Raw genomic sequence first — 14,868 nt, 5'->3', positions numbered from 1 at the left:
GTCACACCCTCCACAAGATGATTTCCCCGATTCGGGTCTGGTCCAGGAACAGCAGCGCCGTCAGAAAGAGGACGCCCAGCAGGGACACCAGAATCTCCGGCCAGGAGAAGCGAATGGGGCGCAGGGCGTACCGTTTGCACTCCAGCTCCAGCCCCCGGGTGGTACCGGAGGCAGCCAGCTCGTCCGTGACCTTCAGACACCGCATCAGCAGGGGAATTAAAATATACTCGATGGTAGCAAGAGGATGAGATACCCGTTTCCACAAGGTGTCGCTGATCCCCCGGATGTCCATGGTGCTGCGGATCTGCCGGTATTCGATCCGCAGGGTGGGAATATAGCGGAACATGACCACCAGCGGGATCGTCACCGCCTGGGGAAGCCGCATCCGCTGGAGCGCCACCATCAGGTCGTCCATATAGGTGGTCCGCAAAATCCAAAGGCCCATCATCACAATGGGGATCAGCTTCAAAAGCGTCACGCCGAACACGCTCATAATCACGCTCAGTACCGGCACCTGCACATAGCGGAGCAGGGCGTTGAGATAGGCAACGATGATGTAGACCACAATCATCTTCAAGGCCCACTTTCCGCCGTTCCCCACGGCAATAAACAGGCCATACACCAGCATGAGCGCAAGGCTGACCACCTCCCCGGCCAAAAAGTAACTGACAAACCCGATACAGACCAGAAGTAAAATCTTGCAGCGGGGATCTAACAGTGCTGACCCATGAAGGGGCTGCTGTTCAATGATTTGTTTGATTTGTGATTCTTCCATTCCAATGCCTCCCTATCAAAATCAAAGCGCGGGGCTGAAAATGGCCCCGCGCCCTGAGATCAGGCAGCCCGCTTGCCTGCGTTCGTCTGATTGACTGCCGAGGGGCTGTGCCTTGTTATTTGACTGAAACGAGCCCTGCCTTTATAAAGTGCTTCTTCAAAGCCTTCTGCCCAATCACGGCGCCAATCAGTCCACCTACCAAGCCGGCCGCAACGATGACCACCAGCATGGGGACGGAGGTGATATTCAGCATCCCGTCTATGTACTCCTGGGCAATGTTGTTCTTCTCCATGGCGCCCACAAAGGCACTCTGGAGGAACTTGATGGGGCAGATGGCGCTGAAGGCGAAAATGGCGCTGAACAGGGCGTAGGCCACGGTCATGGACTTCATGGTAATTTCTTTCCGGCCCATGACCAGGAAATCGCAGATCACGCCGCCAATGACCAAGCCGATGGGGATAAACCAGAAAGCGCCCACCAGCAGAAACAGGATAGCCTGGATTGCGGAGCAGATGGTGAAAACGCCCTTTTTCGGTACCTTTGCAAGCAAGAGCATCATCACGATGCCATTGGGGATCGCAACAACCGCCGGGTAAAACACATTGGTCACTGGGCCGGCCACGCTCATAATGGTGCTGATAATCATGCAGATGATCCACATGAGGGCGGTCAGGACGCCAATCAGGATAAAATCTTTCGCATTCAACTTCTGTTTCATGCTTTGCCTCCTCTAAACAACAATATGCGTCGAGGTTAGCACTTACTAACCTCAACGCATATTGTATCAGTTATGCCTTTCTAATTCGACCCAAAACCTGCCCATTTTCACCCAAAAGCAGTTAAAGGTCACTGCTTTGTGTGGTTGAAGCGTGTCTCCCTGTAATGTTTGGGTGCAACACCGTATTTTTTCTTGAAGGCCGCCGCAAAGTTGCTCGGTTTTCCATACCCTACAATCGCAGCGACCTCCCCCACATTCCAGTCTCCGTCCAGCAGCAGCTGCGCCGCCTGTGTCAACCGCTGCTCAATAACATATTGATGGATCGGCATACCGTAGAAGGAAGAAAATCCCCGTGTCAGCTTGGTCAGACTCAGATGTACCTGTTGAGACAATTCTTCACAAGAGGGGGCAAAGGCGAGCTGGCTGTCGATGATCCGTTTCGCTTCCATGATGGCAGTCCGCTCCGTCCGGGACATGGAAATATTTTTGCCCATCAGAATGTCCAATTCCAAAACTTCTCCCAGATAGATGGACAGCAGCTCCAACAGTTTGCCGTCCAAATAGAGATAGCCCAGCCCCCCGCGGTATTGAGAAAATTTGCTTGTTTCCGACAGTATTTGCTCCATAATTGGTGTGACAGAGACTTTGGCAATACCATTCAGGAGCTTCTTTTCATAGACTGTAATTTCCTGTCCGTCAAAGTAATCAGCAAGGAGTTGTGAAAAGTAGGGAATTGGGATTTTAATGCTTTTGAATGAGAAGTTACTGTCTTTTTTGTAGCAGATATATTCTGTGCCATCATGTCCAGCATAGATACAAGACTCATTTTTCTGTATAGTAATAGAACGATTCTCATTCATTATCCCCCATGAAATTCCATCATTCAGGCAGAAAATGATTTGCATATATTCTCCACTAACAGGACCCTGCACATTCATATCGGATTGATAGCACATTTTCCAGTCTGAGAGGATAACGCCGTGCTTGATTTTTGTTTGAGAAATTTGGCCTTGCCCGACTTCTGAAGGAATGTCCATAGTGATTGTCTGAGGGGTATTGGTTATCAAATCGTTATAAAGATTGGTAAGATATAGACTGCTATGTGACATAACCCACCTCTTTCTAACTCGTTCAAGTTAGCTATCGCTAATCAGATGATACCCGATTTTTCCTCGACAGTCAAGGTGGCTTCGTATTACCAAAACCGCACACCTTTTTAGTTTTTTGGAGAAACAGTAACATATTTTGCCTAATCCGTATGCCTCTCTCTGTAATGATCTACTATGTTTATAATTCCTGTGTCTGGATGAATCAACACTATTGATAAGTTTCTTTTTTCAGCGATCCCTATCGCTGTCTCCACTCCGCTGTAATGTTTCGGATCATTATCATAAACAGCTACAACATAGTCGGCCTGCCCCATCATATATTCCGTGCGTTTTTTATACCCTTCGGCTCCTGGGTGTTCTGATCCCATCAGCACCTTGGCACAGCCCTCTCGGAGTTTTCGCTGCCGTGCCTGGCTCTTTGGGTCCCATCGGACATCATGGCCGGGGAAGGGGCAGACCATCACAACACCCAATTCCCGATATTCTACCTGGCGCTGCATATCCAACAGGATTTCGCCTGCCCACATGTCTACTCCCAGAGCGCCCCCAACGAAAAAGCAGCGCACACCGCGCTGGTAAAGTGACACAAATACAGCACGCATCCGCTTTTTTATGCGCTTGCATGAGGTCATATATTCATTGTATTTGAATTTGAAGCGGGTAGGGTGTTGACCAATCACCGCACACGAACATATTTTCACTTGTTTTTCCTCCAAATTTTTCATCTTACGATCATTATATATGCTATGGTTGATTAAACTCAACCATAGTCGCTTAATTTTTCATGCTATAGTGGATAAAATGTAACTATAGTATGGAGGATTGCGAATGAGTGAGCTTTTGAAAGAAATGGGCCAGCGGATTCTGGAGCGAAGAAAACAATTAAATATGACACAGGAGACTTTGGCAAATTTGACGCATCTCACATCGCAAACCATCTCGTATGCGGAAATGGGGCAAAAAGCGATGCGCCCGGAAACCATGCTGAAGATCTGTGAAGCACTTGGCATCAGCGCAGACTATTTACTGCGTGGTAAAATTCTTGAAGCAGACACTTCGTTGCTCCAGCAGAAGATTTCCACATTGACACCCAGCCAATACCGCCACTTGGAACAGATTATCGATCACTTTATTGCTGCCATACAGGAAAAGGAAGAGGTATGAGAGTCGGCACAGCTTCGCTCCCATACCTCTTTTTTAGCCATTTCTACGGAAAGCCGCCATGGTGCTGGCGATCAGATTGCGGGTCATATCATCAACTTCGGATGCTCCCTCTGATGGCTCTGTCGTCTGTTCCTGCGGCGGCAGGGCTATTTTATTTTTCTTTGGAGGAGAGGATTCCCCGGTCGAAACTGCCTTATCCGAAGCCTGCTCATCCTGACGCATAATTTCTCGCACTATCGCTTCAATGGCCGCACGGTCAATGGCTGGCACTTTTAACGGCTGCGGATCGTCAGAAAAATGAGTGTTATAGTACACAAGCGCATTTGCAATATACTGGGCTTTGCTGTGGGGCGGTTGTAGTTCCAGCAGTTCAACTGCGGCCCGCTGCACTGGGTCACCGATATTGAACCGCAGGGAGAAGCGCCCCCTTTCTTTTTTAGCCGTCATGATTGTCACCTGCCCACTGTTTCAAGCCGGTACAGGTATTCAAATCCAGCTGCATTGGCGTTGATGTTCGTGACGAACAGAGGCGTTCCCACCTTGCCGGAATCCTCGATCTGCCGGCGCAGCAGAATAGCGCCGCCGCCCACAAACACCACTTTGCAATAGCGCAAATCCAACATCCGCTCTCGTAAAGTGCTGAACAAGTCGTTGACAAACTCCTGCGCCAGTCGCTCCACAAGCTGTATGGCCTCGGCCGGGTACTGTGTCCGTCTGCCCATGAGGATGGCATCCACATCGCCCTCATCCAACAGCAAATCCAACTCTGCATTTCCTCTGGACCTGATCTTATTGTATAACAGGATAACGCCGTTTTCCAGCGAATCGCAGGAAGCAAGGTCAGCTTTTCCGTTTTTCAACAACAGATAATCCGCTGTAAAGCCTCCAATATCCAATACGACTGCCTTGGGGTCATCCAGCAGGGCGTGCAGCATTGTGGCCGCAGCTGCGTATGCCTGGGGATAGCAGGCCACATCCTCAATGCTGATGGTATAGTGTTTGTCCCCATACATAAACGCTACAAGCCCGCGGCCTTGAAAATAGGCAGTGAATTTCTCTGCTTGAGAGCCAAAATGTGCCGGGGGCAGACCAACAGCCAACTGGATGTGCTGCTGTTCTTTTTCACCAATTCCCCGGGCGGTTATCTCTTCTGCAATAGCAATCAGTGTAAGGACAAAAAATCGGTCATCCTCCGTCTTATCCTTGTGGAACGGAATACGCTCATTGGACAGTGTGTAATAAGTACCACAGTATTGCAGGCTCTGGCCGAACGGCCGGGTCAGACTCTGCTGCAGTCCAGACACAAAGGGCTCGCCATGAACGGTTTTGATTTGCTTGTTGCCATGATCGACACCAATTAACATAGATAATTGCCTCCTTTTTTGCTTTATACATATCCTTTACGCCTGTATGACGCCTTTCTCAACAAAAAAGCAGGAAAGTTTTTATCTACAACGGTATCATCGAAAAATCAGGGGCGCGGAATAGTCGGCCTGCACCATAAAAAGCAGCATCGTCCTGATACATTCGAGGCGATGCTGCTTTTCTATCAAAACTGTTTAGCTTTCAACTTCCACATGGAGCTGGCTGGCGACTTCCTCTACCGACATACCATTTTTCATTGCCAGCTTCACAATCTCTTGAATTTTCTGCTTTTTCGTCTTACGGGGCTTTCGGGGAGCCTTGGGAGCAAAGATCTCCTGCTTTTTTGCCTCCAGAGATTTGATGCGTTCCTTTGCTGCGGTGATCTTCGCATCGTACTCTTCTACAACAGTTTTCTTTTTCTCCTCCAGCTCATTGATGGACTGATTTATCTTTGTGATTTTTTCATCCAGTTCATTCGCTCTCTCTTGCGGGGTACGGCGCTGACGCTTGTTCTCGGCTTCTGCCATTTTAAGATCACCTTTCCTTTGTGCATAAATAAGATGTGCGTATGGTAAAAGAGTACCACACAGCATATCAAAACACAAGAAGATGAGGTCGAAGTATAATAGAAAATTGAGACCAAAAGAGCATACGGCCGTCCGATTATGAAATACCGTAAAATGATTTCGCTTGATTTGACACGGGCCATGTCAGCCCCAAAAAGAAGGGCCGGGTAGAGGAATTTTCCTCCGCCCGGCCCTGTTACGAATTTACACGGATTCTGCCCTATGCTTTTGATAAGGGCAGACAAAGCACTTTTCAGTCATCCGTCTTAATCAGGATATAAAAACTGTCGCCGGCATCGCGGGCTTCTTCTCTGCGCCAGTCCTCTCTATAGGGAAGACTATAGAAGCCGCATATATAGCGAACATCATCGTTATTCACTCCCGTTTGGCCCAAAGAGCCGAAACAGTGGATCACACAATCTCCATCCTCATTTCGACGCTCCAGAAGCCTGAAGCGGCCAGCGAGTTTCCTGTGGACTTTGCTCCAATCCATTGTTAAACCTCCCATTGGCCGCGGCCGATAAGCACCGCTTTCTTTCCTGCCTTTTCCGGGATCGGAAGTTCAATGCGCATATTTGCGCCGTCACCTTCGACTTTCCCCTTCGGCAGAACATATCGCGCAAAACACTCCCACTGGGGTTGTCTATAACGGCCAGTCAGTCCGCAGAGCCCGCTGGCAGCCGACCACTGGTTGCACTCGCTGCACGGGAAGCAGACTTTCCTCTCGTCCTGGTATGCCTGTGTGGCCTTGTTGTCCGCCACCAGGCGCTCAAAACGCTGGATCAGTTCTTCCTCATCGGTGACGATATAGAAAAAGTTCCCATAATGCAGAAACCGCCCCGAAATTACCGTGCAGCCCTGATAAGCCTGACGCTCTTCTGACCGCTGCCACTCCGGCTTCCGATTTACAAAATTCCCGTACCACTCATAGATCGGGTCCAATGTGTACTGCTCAAACAGCGGATAAAGCCGTTCCAGCGTCTCTATTGGCTCCCATCCCCAGAAGCCGCCATTTATTTTAATGATCGTCATGGTATGTACCTCCCTGTTATAATTAGGTGTGGACGCTGTACTGGGCTTTCTGCAGGTTATCCGCACCATGCAGGATGATGCCGCCGCAGATTCCCGTGCCCCGGGGCGTGACCTCTTCAAAGAAGAAGCTGTACGGCGCACCGTCATCATAAATGAGGATCTTCTCCGCATCCCGCCACTGGAAATGGTGTTCCAGAGTTTTCCCCAGCTTGTGCCGCAGGAGCGGCCGCTGGGCGATTTGATGGAGATTCTGCCTGCTGTGAAATTCAAAGCGGCGGGTCACCTTCTCCGGCACGGAGAGCTGGCTCCAGTTCCATCCGGCCATATCCGTCCCGGCCTCCACACACTCGTGGAAGCGGCGGTAGGGCAGCCGCACCCACTCCTCATAGCCGCGCAGGCTGTCCGCACCGGCGCTTTGCAGCCAGGAAAAGCGGATCACCAGCATCTCGCCGTCCAGTGCCCGTGTGAGCCGAAGGGCGGCATAGCAGCCGCAGTCAGCCACGATAATCTGACGCCCCGGCTCCCGCTCCAACTGCTCCAGCGTATCACGCAGGATTGCAAAGCGGTACGGGGATTTATGCCTCCGGGATATGGTGTGGAGATACAGCAGTTCTTCACTGCAGGATACTTTTACCAAAATACTGTCAAACATTATAAAGAAACCTCCTGTCATGCCGCATGGGCTCGATCCAGTGCGGCCCGTTCTACCAAAAACGATTCTTGCTTATACTGTTCCTCTGCCAAAGTCACTGCAGCGCCTCCCAGAGAGTCAAGATACTGGCGCCCATTTTTGGACTTTGAGATGTAGATATAGATTGGGGCGCTGACATACCGCCCACTGGGATAGCATCCGCGATACTGATTTGACAGCACCGCAACCGCGTCGAGTTCTTCCGCTTTCTGCGTTGCCAGCGCCACTACCATTTCTTTTGCCGCCGTCTCTTCACTTTTCTTCAATCCAGAGGTATAAATGTGTTCCAGAAACAGCACCAGCTTCTCACTGTATGCGTGACTGCCTGTGGGAACATCTTCTTTGGACAGATCAGCAAATTCAAAATTGAGCGTTGATGGCTGCTGGAAAGAGCCTTTCGTCAGCCGGAGACACGCCCGTGCTACTACGCTCTCGTCTTTGTAAACCAGAATGATTTTTTTGTTGCTATCGAATGCGGCCAAAAGGCAGTCCCTCTGGCTGCCCTGATAGCAGGATAGGCAGGTAAAGTGCGGAAGTTCGCCCATGCGGATCGTGTGGTAAAAATCATCCACCTCTTTCGCCATAAGGCCCGGTCTGGTCAAAGAGAGATTCTGTTTCCAGACACCTTCCCGCGCCTCTTGAATTGGGTAATGGATTTCCTGCTTCAAATCACCTGCAAAGTATTTCAGTTTATAGAACTGGCCCATCAGCTCTGCCTGTACAATACGCCGGAGCGCCTCGCAGTTTTTTTCACTTTCGTTCCTATACTGCAATTCGTTATACAGCGGGCGGACCATCGAGCTGCCGCCCCGGAGCAGGAAATTCACAATCCCCGGCTGATACTCGCGGACGAACTCCTCGGAAAAGTCCATGTTTTCTTTCAGATAGGCCCAATTCTGATCGGTAACCAGTATTGAGCCGCACACCTGACTCCAGTTTGAAAAGCCTGTGATCTTGGAAGCGTTGCTGACCGCGAAAACCGCATCCGCCTCTGCCCGAAATTCCGGGATAAATGCCTGAATCTCCGGATAGTGCTGCAGCATAAGCATTGCAGTCTGCCGCGTCAGTCCCCGGATGTGTCCGAAATCTTTCTCATACCAAGCTCCAAACGGCTTTTCCAGCAAGCATTGAGTTACCTGTTCCAGCGCCTCGTCTCCGATATTCTGGCTGACAAGATCCCGCTTTATCAGCTGCCGGATCGTGAGCATCCTCTGGTCCACGGAGAGCGGGGAGAGTTTGGCGTACAGTCTTACATATACTTCCTCTTGGTGCCACAACAGGCGCAGCTCCTCAAAGGTATATTGCTGGCCCTCTTCCAAAAGTTCAAAGTAGCTGGTTGTCCGTTCAATAGAATCACTGTCCTTTAAGTTCTTAACCGTCAGTGAATTGAGATTACAGCGTTCGCAGAAGCCACTCACAAATAAGAGCGAATACCGCCCCAGCGAGAAAAATAGTTCGCTGTTCTGATTCACCAGATTCAAAAAATGCTTTTTCTTGTGCTCCACCGCATAGATAAGGAGCTGGACTTGAAAATACTCTACTTGCTCAAAATTGATGTGAAGGCAGCCAGAGTAAAGGGCATTGAGATAACTCAGCCTGCTTTGCAGGATTTTCTGCCGCCGCTCTTTGCTGATGGGCAACAGCTGACTCAGCCACCATTCGACATCATATTGTCCGGCCCGGTTTTCCAGCCAGAGCGTCCAGAATTCCGATAAATCTTCCGCATCATACTCGAAGGCTTCCATCAGCCGGCGGAATTTTTCTACATCCGGCATTTGCAGCCATTTGAGATTTTTCAGACTGTCCGCATCCAGAAACAACTCCACTCCCCACACATAGTTCATCATTAGGATTTTCTGGAGGGGCAGATTCTGCTCCAACAGCTCTACAGCCTTCCGCTCATGGTCGTGCCAGTTGAATAGATAAGTGCCAAGAAACGGCAGACGCATCATTGAACGCTGATGTTCCGTCAGCGGAGAGATTTCCTGCCACTCCAGAACAGGGAAGGTATCCAGGTTGTCTGCGACGGCCTGCTCCTCTTCTTCATACCGCACCAGCGGCTGGTAGTGTTTCATGTACTCAAATTTCAGGGAAGGCTTGAGATCCAGCACCGCCGCCTCCAGCATCTGCTCCTTCGGATATTGGGACAAGTGCTCCTGATAGCTGCTTGCCGCATGGAGCATCGTCTGAATAACAGATACCGCTATTCCATGTGCGCACAGAGCCTGATATAATTCCGCAAATTCTGGAACTTGAATCAATTCCCTCTGGATTTGCGTGGCTTCTTCCTTGCGAATCTGCTCTTGCAGACCCATATCTTCGATTTTTTTACAGGTCTGATCCAGTATTTCTTCTGGAAATTCTCCAGTGAAACGCAGCTGCAGCCCATCGCGCCCCATTCGGGACAACAAAGATAAATGCTTTTCCGCATAGATCATGCCGCAAGACCTCCCATCATTGTTCTTGCCATATTCAAAATTTTCTGTTCGTCTCCTGGATTGTATCGTGCCAAATCACCGCACAACTTGAAAAATTGTTCTAATTCGTCCGCTGCAAATGCCGCCGCGCAGCCCGCAGGCTGTTCCCGCAGCTTTTCGTACACCATATCCAGGGCTTCTTTCACATCCCTATCGTAATAGAAACTTTTTGTAAACTCTTTTAGAGAAGACATCGTACCGTCATAGGTCTGCTCCAACCGTTCGCATTTCTTCTGGTGCTCCTGCTCCCGGCGAAGGCGTTCCTCCCGTTCCGCTTTTTCAGCGTCGGCTTTTTGATCGGCTTCCAGCTCTTCCTTACTGTAGAATTTTTCCTTTAGATGGTCCGCACGGCCACCTGTGTACTTCCCGCTGGATAAAAGGCTTCGCAAAACGGACGCAAGCAGCCGCCTGTCGTATAGCCGCTGCACATCCGAATCTTGTAAAGCGCACCAGATAAACTCTTGATAGCATTTCGGCTCCATTTGGAAAAAAGAAGCCTCGATCCATTCAAAGAGCTGCCGATGCTGCTCTTCTGTCAGGAAAGAGCGTTTGATAAAAAACTCATAGTCTCTGCTGCTGTACCGATTACCCCTTACAAAAAGTTCATGAAAGAAAAACCGCTCCCCAAAAAACTTCTGGAGCTGCACTGGGGTGTATTTCTGCAGCAGACGCCGTACAAAACGGAAGCCCTGCCAGCTGGAGATATTCATGGCATACCCCAAGAGCAGTTTCATCGGCTGCGCAGAGGGGCCGTCTCCCTGATGCTGTTCAAAAAACTGCCACAGCCGGATTTCTTTTCTCTCTACCAGCAGGGCAAAAGCTCTATCGGAGGAACGGTGCCATTCCTGAAAGCCATCACAGTAATCGACGCCCGTTAATTCCCGGTATCTCGCCAGCCATTGAACGATTGGCGTTTTTCCACAAGAGCAGAGCATCTGATCTGTAAACAGTTCCCAGTAATCGCCTTGCGGCACTTCTTTTGCCAGAATATTGTACTGGGGGTCAAAGGCGTCAAAGCGATACGGGAATTCCTTTTTGATGGTTTTCAGCATCCAGATTATTGTCTGCGGTGCGGATGGTGTGAGTTCTTTTTTGACCGCCTCCCAGAGATTTGGATACCCATTGTACTGGACAGCAAACTTTTCATAGCGGCCAAACAACCATCCAACATAGGCATAGAGCCCTTCCGGCAGTCCATCCGGTTGGTTTAAGAGCATTTGGCAGCACGCCGATGCGATTTTTTCTGCGGTGGTCCCGTTCCAGGAGATCCTGTCCGGGATTCTGTCTGCCCACACACAAAGGGAATTGGTCAGTATAATTTCCTCACCGCTGTAGCCGGCGTCTGTCAGGATTGAAAACTCACGGCTGTCCGGTTTCATGTTCATTCTGAAAAACTTCGTCAGTGTTCGCAAAACAAGATCTGGCTTTCCGCGATACGACTTGATATACGGAGCATAATGCTGGACCAGCCATTCCAGCACACCACAGTTTTCAGGTAGGGAAAGCGTGCGTTCTTTCCCCAGCAATCGGAGAAGCTGGCTATGCATAGTGCGGTACCCTTCCTCCTGGTCATCGAACAGAGACAGGACAAACAAGGCTTCCCCGGTCTTGGCATATTCTCTGGCAGCCAGTTCATCCAGCAGGGCGTGTCGGCGGGGCATATCTGTTTCCAACAGATAAAGAGCCCCTTGCAGGTACACATCTCCATCGGAAGTCCTCCGGACCATCTGGAGAAAACTGCCGCGCTGATTTCCAACAAACATATTGTCTGACTGAAGCGCACGGGTTTTCCCCAGCGCCAGCGCCAACGCACGAATAATGCGGACATCTTTTCCCAGCTTCTCTTCAAACCGTTCCAGGACCTCGCCGGGGTAGCGGAGGTTATAGGCTTCAAAATAATTCTGTTCTTCTGCCTTTTGTTGCCAGATTTGCGTGTCCACAATATTTCGATAGATCTCCCAGGCTTTTTCTTCTTGAGAGGTGTGTACGACAAGATCTACAAACGCATAGTACAGTTCAAGATCAATGACCTGTTGATATACCTTGTAGGCTGGCAGAAATTCGTTATTCATCTTCGCTCCCTCCTCACTTTGATTCGCTCCATCTGCCTCCAGTAGAGTAATTCCACTCAATCGTTCCATCTTCATAACGGATAAGACCATGAGCCGTCAGAGTCCATCCATCAGAAGTTCGCCGCATCTGTGCGGTGGTATCGTTTAATAGGGGCCTTTTTTCCACAGACAGGCATAGATAACTCCTGTCATTTCGGTTTTGATAAACCTGCCCCACCTGCGGAACAAAGTAACTGCCTTTCATGCTGAAACATCTCCTTTGCCGATAAAGAAGGGGAGGACCGCACCCGCAGCCCTCTCCCTTGTTATTTTTTGACCTGTTTTCTTTTAAGCCACACCGGCCATATTGAAAAACTCATTCGGCGTCAGCACCCGAATGCCCAGTTCCTGTGCCTTGGACAGTTTGCTGCCGGCCTTCTCACCGCAGACCAGATAATCGGTCTTGCGGCTCACCGAACTGCCGGCCACAGCGCCCAGAGAGGCGATCAGGCTGTTCATCTCATCGCGGGTATAGGGCTCTACTTTGCCTGTCACCACAATGTTCTTCCCGGCAAATGGAGTGTCCTGGCCGACTGCCTGATTGTTGGCCACGGCTGGCTTCTGGATGTTCATCATCATCTGTAATTCCTCCCAAATACAAAAATTTTCTTCATTGCAGAACCATTCATGGATATTGTTGTGCAGCGTCTCTCCAAAATCCGGGAGCCGGCGGAAGTCATAGCCCGTATAAACCGCGTCCCGAAATTCTTCAAGACTGCCATGGAACTCCCGGCAGAGAACACCGCTGGCTGTGTTGCCGATCATGGGAATGTCCATGGCAATCACATACCGTTCAAAGGTGGTGTTGCGGCTCTGCTGGACAGCATCCCACAGGCGCTGCCAGGACTTTACGCCAAAGCCCTCCATGCGGATAATTTCATCCCGGTGCTGATCAAGCCGGTATAGATCCAGATAGCTGTGAATCCATCCACGGCCAATCAGTTTTTCCAGCGTCGCCTCGGACAGCCCCTCAATGTTCATCGCCTTCTTGCTGACAAAATGGACAAACTTTTTGAGTTTCCGTGTCTCGCAGGTGGCATTGTCGCAGAACAGGGTCTTGATGATCCGCTCCTTGCCGTTTTCATCCCGCCCTTTGGTTTCATGAACGCGGGTAGGCTGGCCGCAGCAGGGGCACTGGTGCGGGAACGCCGCTTCCAGATTGAAACCGCCCCTGTCCATGTTTTCCTCCACATGCGGAATGATCATATTCCGCTTGCTGACCAGTATGCGGTTGCCCGGCATCAGCTCCAGGTCCTCAATGAAGGACAGATTGTGCAGGCTGGCCCGCGTCACTTCGCATCCTTCGATTTCTACTGGAGCAAAGATGGCTACAGGCGCAATCTCACCAGTCCGTCCCGGCGTCCACTCGATGGAACGAAGTGTTGTCTTAAACAGCTCGTCCTCAAATTTGAACGCCAGCCCGTCCTTATAGTGATGTCCTGTGCGCCCGCAGCCTTTGGAAAAGGCAATATCATTGTAGGTTACAACGATGCCGTCGATGGGAATATCGCTGTCTTTTGCATACTGCTGCAGCTGCTTGATGCCGTCCTCGGTCTCCGCCTGCGTCAATGGCCGCTTCGTCACCAGATACTTGCACGGGGTAAAGCCCAGCGGCCGAAGTTCTTTGAGGCGTTCCGACTTGCGGGGCAGGTCATCAAAACCCTCCAGAACATTGAAGGGCATGAAGGTCACACACCGCTCCATGCACTCGCCGGCATCCCGCAGGCGCACCGAGCCAGCCGCCAGATTACGGCCATTCTTGTAGGTTTCACCATTCTCATCCACTATCGAAGTATTCAGGCGCTCAAAATCACTGGGACGGATAAACGCCTCGCCGGTGACCACCAGACGCCCCGGGTACTGAACATGAGCTGGAATCCCACTGATTGCTCTGGCGTTGTGAGTGACGATCTCACCCTCATCACCGTTGCCCCGTGTGGCCGCTTCCACCAGTTCGCCGTTCTCATAGGTCAGTTTGATGGTAAGGCCGTCCAACTTGAGCATGATCATCACCTGATGCTCGCCCATAAACCGGCACAGGTCCACGCTGCTTTTTACTTTATCCAGAGAAAGGAGCGGGATTTTATGGGCGGTTTTCTCCAACTTGCCTACCACGGGATAGCCCACGGTAACAGTGGGAGAGTTCGACATCTGGATGCCCGTCTCCTGTTCCAGTTTGTGAAGTTCGTCAAAGAGCCGGTCATAGACCTCATCGCTGACGCTGGGATTGTTGTAGTTATAGTATTCGTTGCGGTAGCGGTTGAGCCGGTCGGTCAGCTCCCGCTGCTTTCTCAAAGTATTCTGTTCCATCAGGCCGCCTCCCCATCCAAAACGCGGAACGCCATAATCAGCGTTTCCGCCGTCTTTGTTTGATTTGTATATGAACTGCACACGCCGTTCTCAAATGACCATGTGCTGGCTGCACCCCACCACATTATGGAGCCCCGTCCATCGTTTGCCGCATTGATGCGCGGATCGGGCGGATTGAGAATTTTGGTGTAAACACCCTGGGTATTGACCCATGTGACCTCCCGCAGTTGGCCGATGCATCCGGGCCGGCAGTGGCCGGTGACTTCCAAGCGTGTGCCCGGCCGCAGCCTGCGTTTGAGCTGATTCAAATTTTTGATCATGCTGCACCTTCTTCCTTCTTCCGTGGATGGGCGGCATAACGCCCAAAGTTTAATTCCCTGATCATGTCCTGAATGGTGTTGTCATCCTCCCACGCAGCGGAGAGGATGGCCCGCTCCGGCCCTTCACCTACATGGATGCTCACGGTCCCACCGTAAATCTGCATCAACACATCAGGCCGCTGGGCGCAGACGATTGCTAAATTTCCAATCTGTTTCATTTTCTTCTCCTT

17 protein-coding genes are annotated in these 14,868 nt (G+C 50.7%); 1 reads left to right on the top strand and 16 read right to left on the bottom strand.

Annotated elements, in window-relative coordinates; translation table 11 throughout:
- Nucleotide 1 precedes the first annotated feature (1 nt).
- The 4 genes from NE547_RS01045 to NE547_RS01030 form a co-directional block, all read right to left on the bottom strand.
- Nucleotides 2-775 carry an energy-coupling factor transporter transmembrane protein EcfT gene (locus NE547_RS01045; protein ID WP_256174529.1) on the bottom strand — a complete coding sequence of 258 codons (774 nt, stop codon included), beginning with the start codon at nucleotides 773-775 and terminating at the stop codon, nucleotides 2-4.
- Nucleotides 776-890: 115 nt separating this feature from the next.
- On the bottom strand, nucleotides 891-1,493 hold the full coding sequence (locus NE547_RS01040) for an MptD family putative ECF transporter S component (RefSeq protein WP_227144114.1): 603 nt from the start codon (nucleotides 1,491-1,493) through the stop codon (nucleotides 891-893).
- Between the two features lie 128 nt (nucleotides 1,494-1,621).
- A complete protein-coding gene (locus NE547_RS01035; protein ID WP_044940849.1) occupies nucleotides 1,622-2,602 on the bottom strand; it encodes an AraC family transcriptional regulator in 981 nt (326 codons plus the stop codon).
- Between the two features lie 140 nt (nucleotides 2,603-2,742).
- Entirely contained in the window at nucleotides 2,743-3,366 is a 624-nt protein-coding gene (locus NE547_RS01030; RefSeq protein WP_256174528.1) for an SLOG family protein, read from the bottom strand.
- A 64-nt stretch (nucleotides 3,367-3,430) separates the two neighbouring features.
- Between NE547_RS01030 and NE547_RS01025 the strand changes: the two genes are divergently transcribed.
- A complete protein-coding gene (locus tag NE547_RS01025; protein WP_009257986.1) occupies nucleotides 3,431-3,766 on the top strand; it encodes a helix-turn-helix domain-containing protein in 336 nt (111 codons plus the stop codon).
- A gap of 33 nt (nucleotides 3,767-3,799) precedes the next feature.
- Here NE547_RS01025 and NE547_RS01020 read toward each other — a convergent pair whose 3' ends face one another.
- The 12 genes from NE547_RS01020 to NE547_RS00965 form a co-directional block, all read right to left on the bottom strand.
- Nucleotides 3,800-4,213, bottom strand: coding sequence for a hypothetical protein (locus NE547_RS01020; protein WP_009257985.1), 414 nt, complete (start codon nucleotides 4,211-4,213; stop codon nucleotides 3,800-3,802).
- A gap of 5 nt (nucleotides 4,214-4,218) precedes the next feature.
- Nucleotides 4,219-5,130: a ParM/StbA family protein gene (locus NE547_RS01015; protein ID WP_256174527.1), complete on the bottom strand. Its 912-nt coding sequence runs from the start codon at nucleotides 5,128-5,130 to the stop codon at nucleotides 4,219-4,221.
- Nucleotides 5,131-5,325: 195 nt separating this feature from the next.
- The gene (locus NE547_RS01010) at nucleotides 5,326-5,658 is read right to left on the bottom strand and encodes a hypothetical protein (protein ID WP_256174526.1); all 333 of its coding nucleotides are present in this window, start codon (nucleotides 5,656-5,658) and stop codon (nucleotides 5,326-5,328) included.
- 292 nt (nucleotides 5,659-5,950) lie between these two features.
- A complete protein-coding gene (locus NE547_RS01005; RefSeq protein ID WP_024729795.1) occupies nucleotides 5,951-6,190 on the bottom strand; it encodes a hypothetical protein in 240 nt (79 codons plus the stop codon).
- A 2-nt stretch (nucleotides 6,191-6,192) separates the two neighbouring features.
- Nucleotides 6,193-6,729 (bottom strand): hypothetical protein, encoded by a 537-nt coding sequence (locus NE547_RS01000; RefSeq protein WP_009257981.1) that lies wholly within the window; start codon nucleotides 6,727-6,729, stop codon nucleotides 6,193-6,195.
- A 22-nt stretch (nucleotides 6,730-6,751) separates the two neighbouring features.
- Nucleotides 6,752-7,381, bottom strand: a complete 630-nt coding sequence (locus NE547_RS00995; protein ID WP_044944053.1) for a hypothetical protein — start codon at nucleotides 7,379-7,381, stop codon at nucleotides 6,752-6,754.
- Nucleotides 7,382-7,398: 17 nt separating this feature from the next.
- Nucleotides 7,399-9,858: a hypothetical protein gene (locus NE547_RS00990; protein ID WP_256174525.1), complete on the bottom strand. Its 2,460-nt coding sequence runs from the start codon at nucleotides 9,856-9,858 to the stop codon at nucleotides 7,399-7,401.
- The gene (locus tag NE547_RS00985) at nucleotides 9,855-11,969 is read right to left on the bottom strand and encodes a hypothetical protein (RefSeq protein ID WP_256174524.1); all 2,115 of its coding nucleotides are present in this window, start codon (nucleotides 11,967-11,969) and stop codon (nucleotides 9,855-9,857) included. The genes NE547_RS00990 and NE547_RS00985 overlap by 4 nt, the downstream gene beginning before the upstream one ends.
- 13 nt (nucleotides 11,970-11,982) lie before the next feature.
- Nucleotides 11,983-12,213 (bottom strand): hypothetical protein, encoded by a 231-nt coding sequence (locus tag NE547_RS00980; protein ID WP_118438871.1) that lies wholly within the window; start codon nucleotides 12,211-12,213, stop codon nucleotides 11,983-11,985.
- An 83-nt stretch (nucleotides 12,214-12,296) separates the two neighbouring features.
- On the bottom strand, nucleotides 12,297-14,318 hold the full coding sequence (gene ligA, locus NE547_RS00975; RefSeq protein ID WP_256174523.1) for an NAD-dependent DNA ligase LigA: 2,022 nt from the start codon (nucleotides 14,316-14,318) through the stop codon (nucleotides 12,297-12,299).
- A complete protein-coding gene (locus NE547_RS00970) occupies nucleotides 14,318-14,638 on the bottom strand; it encodes a hypothetical protein (RefSeq protein ID WP_244052537.1) in 321 nt (106 codons plus the stop codon). The genes ligA and NE547_RS00970 overlap by 1 nt, the downstream gene beginning before the upstream one ends.
- The gene (locus tag NE547_RS00965; protein WP_256174522.1) at nucleotides 14,635-14,856 is read right to left on the bottom strand and encodes a hypothetical protein; all 222 of its coding nucleotides are present in this window, start codon (nucleotides 14,854-14,856) and stop codon (nucleotides 14,635-14,637) included. The genes NE547_RS00970 and NE547_RS00965 overlap by 4 nt, the downstream gene beginning before the upstream one ends.
- Nucleotides 14,857-14,868 lie beyond the last annotated feature (12 nt).

Origin of the sequence: Flavonifractor sp. DFI.6.63, from assembly GCF_024462255.1 — a bacterium.
Lineage (GTDB): Bacteria > Bacillota > Clostridia > Oscillospirales > Oscillospiraceae > Lawsonibacter_A > Lawsonibacter_A hominis.
The sequence above is the reverse complement of the archived record's forward strand: the minus strand, read 5'-3'. Positions and strand labels throughout refer to the sequence as shown.

Coding starts and splice junctions, on each gene's coding strand:
- NE547_RS01045 (WP_256174529.1), bottom strand. CDS start 775: ATGGAAGAATCACAAATCAAACAAATCATTGAACAGCAGCCCCTTCAT.
- NE547_RS01040 (WP_227144114.1), bottom strand. CDS start 1,493: ATGAAACAGAAGTTGAATGCGAAAGATTTTATCCTGATTGGCGTCCTG.
- NE547_RS01035 (WP_044940849.1), bottom strand. CDS start 2,602: ATGTCACATAGCAGTCTATATCTTACCAATCTTTATAACGATTTGATA.
- NE547_RS01025 (WP_009257986.1), top strand. CDS start 3,431: ATGAGTGAGCTTTTGAAAGAAATGGGCCAGCGGATTCTGGAGCGAAGA.
- NE547_RS01020 (WP_009257985.1), bottom strand. CDS start 4,213: ATGACGGCTAAAAAAGAAAGGGGGCGCTTCTCCCTGCGGTTCAATATC.
- NE547_RS01015 (WP_256174527.1), bottom strand. CDS start 5,130: ATGTTAATTGGTGTCGATCATGGCAACAAGCAAATCAAAACCGTTCAT.
- NE547_RS01010 (WP_256174526.1), bottom strand. CDS start 5,658: ATGGCAGAAGCCGAGAACAAGCGTCAGCGCCGTACCCCGCAAGAGAGA.
- NE547_RS01005 (WP_024729795.1), bottom strand. CDS start 6,190: ATGGATTGGAGCAAAGTCCACAGGAAACTCGCTGGCCGCTTCAGGCTT.
- NE547_RS01000 (WP_009257981.1), bottom strand. CDS start 6,729: ATGACGATCATTAAAATAAATGGCGGCTTCTGGGGATGGGAGCCAATA.
- NE547_RS00995 (WP_044944053.1), bottom strand. CDS start 7,381: ATGTTTGACAGTATTTTGGTAAAAGTATCCTGCAGTGAAGAACTGCTG.
- NE547_RS00990 (WP_256174525.1), bottom strand. CDS start 9,858: ATGATCTATGCGGAAAAGCATTTATCTTTGTTGTCCCGAATGGGGCGC.
- NE547_RS00985 (WP_256174524.1), bottom strand. CDS start 11,969: ATGAATAACGAATTTCTGCCAGCCTACAAGGTATATCAACAGGTCATT.
- NE547_RS00980 (WP_118438871.1), bottom strand. CDS start 12,213: ATGAAAGGCAGTTACTTTGTTCCGCAGGTGGGGCAGGTTTATCAAAAC.
- ligA (WP_256174523.1), bottom strand. CDS start 14,318: ATGGAACAGAATACTTTGAGAAAGCAGCGGGAGCTGACCGACCGGCTC.
- NE547_RS00970 (WP_244052537.1), bottom strand. CDS start 14,638: ATGATCAAAAATTTGAATCAGCTCAAACGCAGGCTGCGGCCGGGCACA.
- NE547_RS00965 (WP_256174522.1), bottom strand. CDS start 14,856: ATGAAACAGATTGGAAATTTAGCAATCGTCTGCGCCCAGCGGCCTGAT.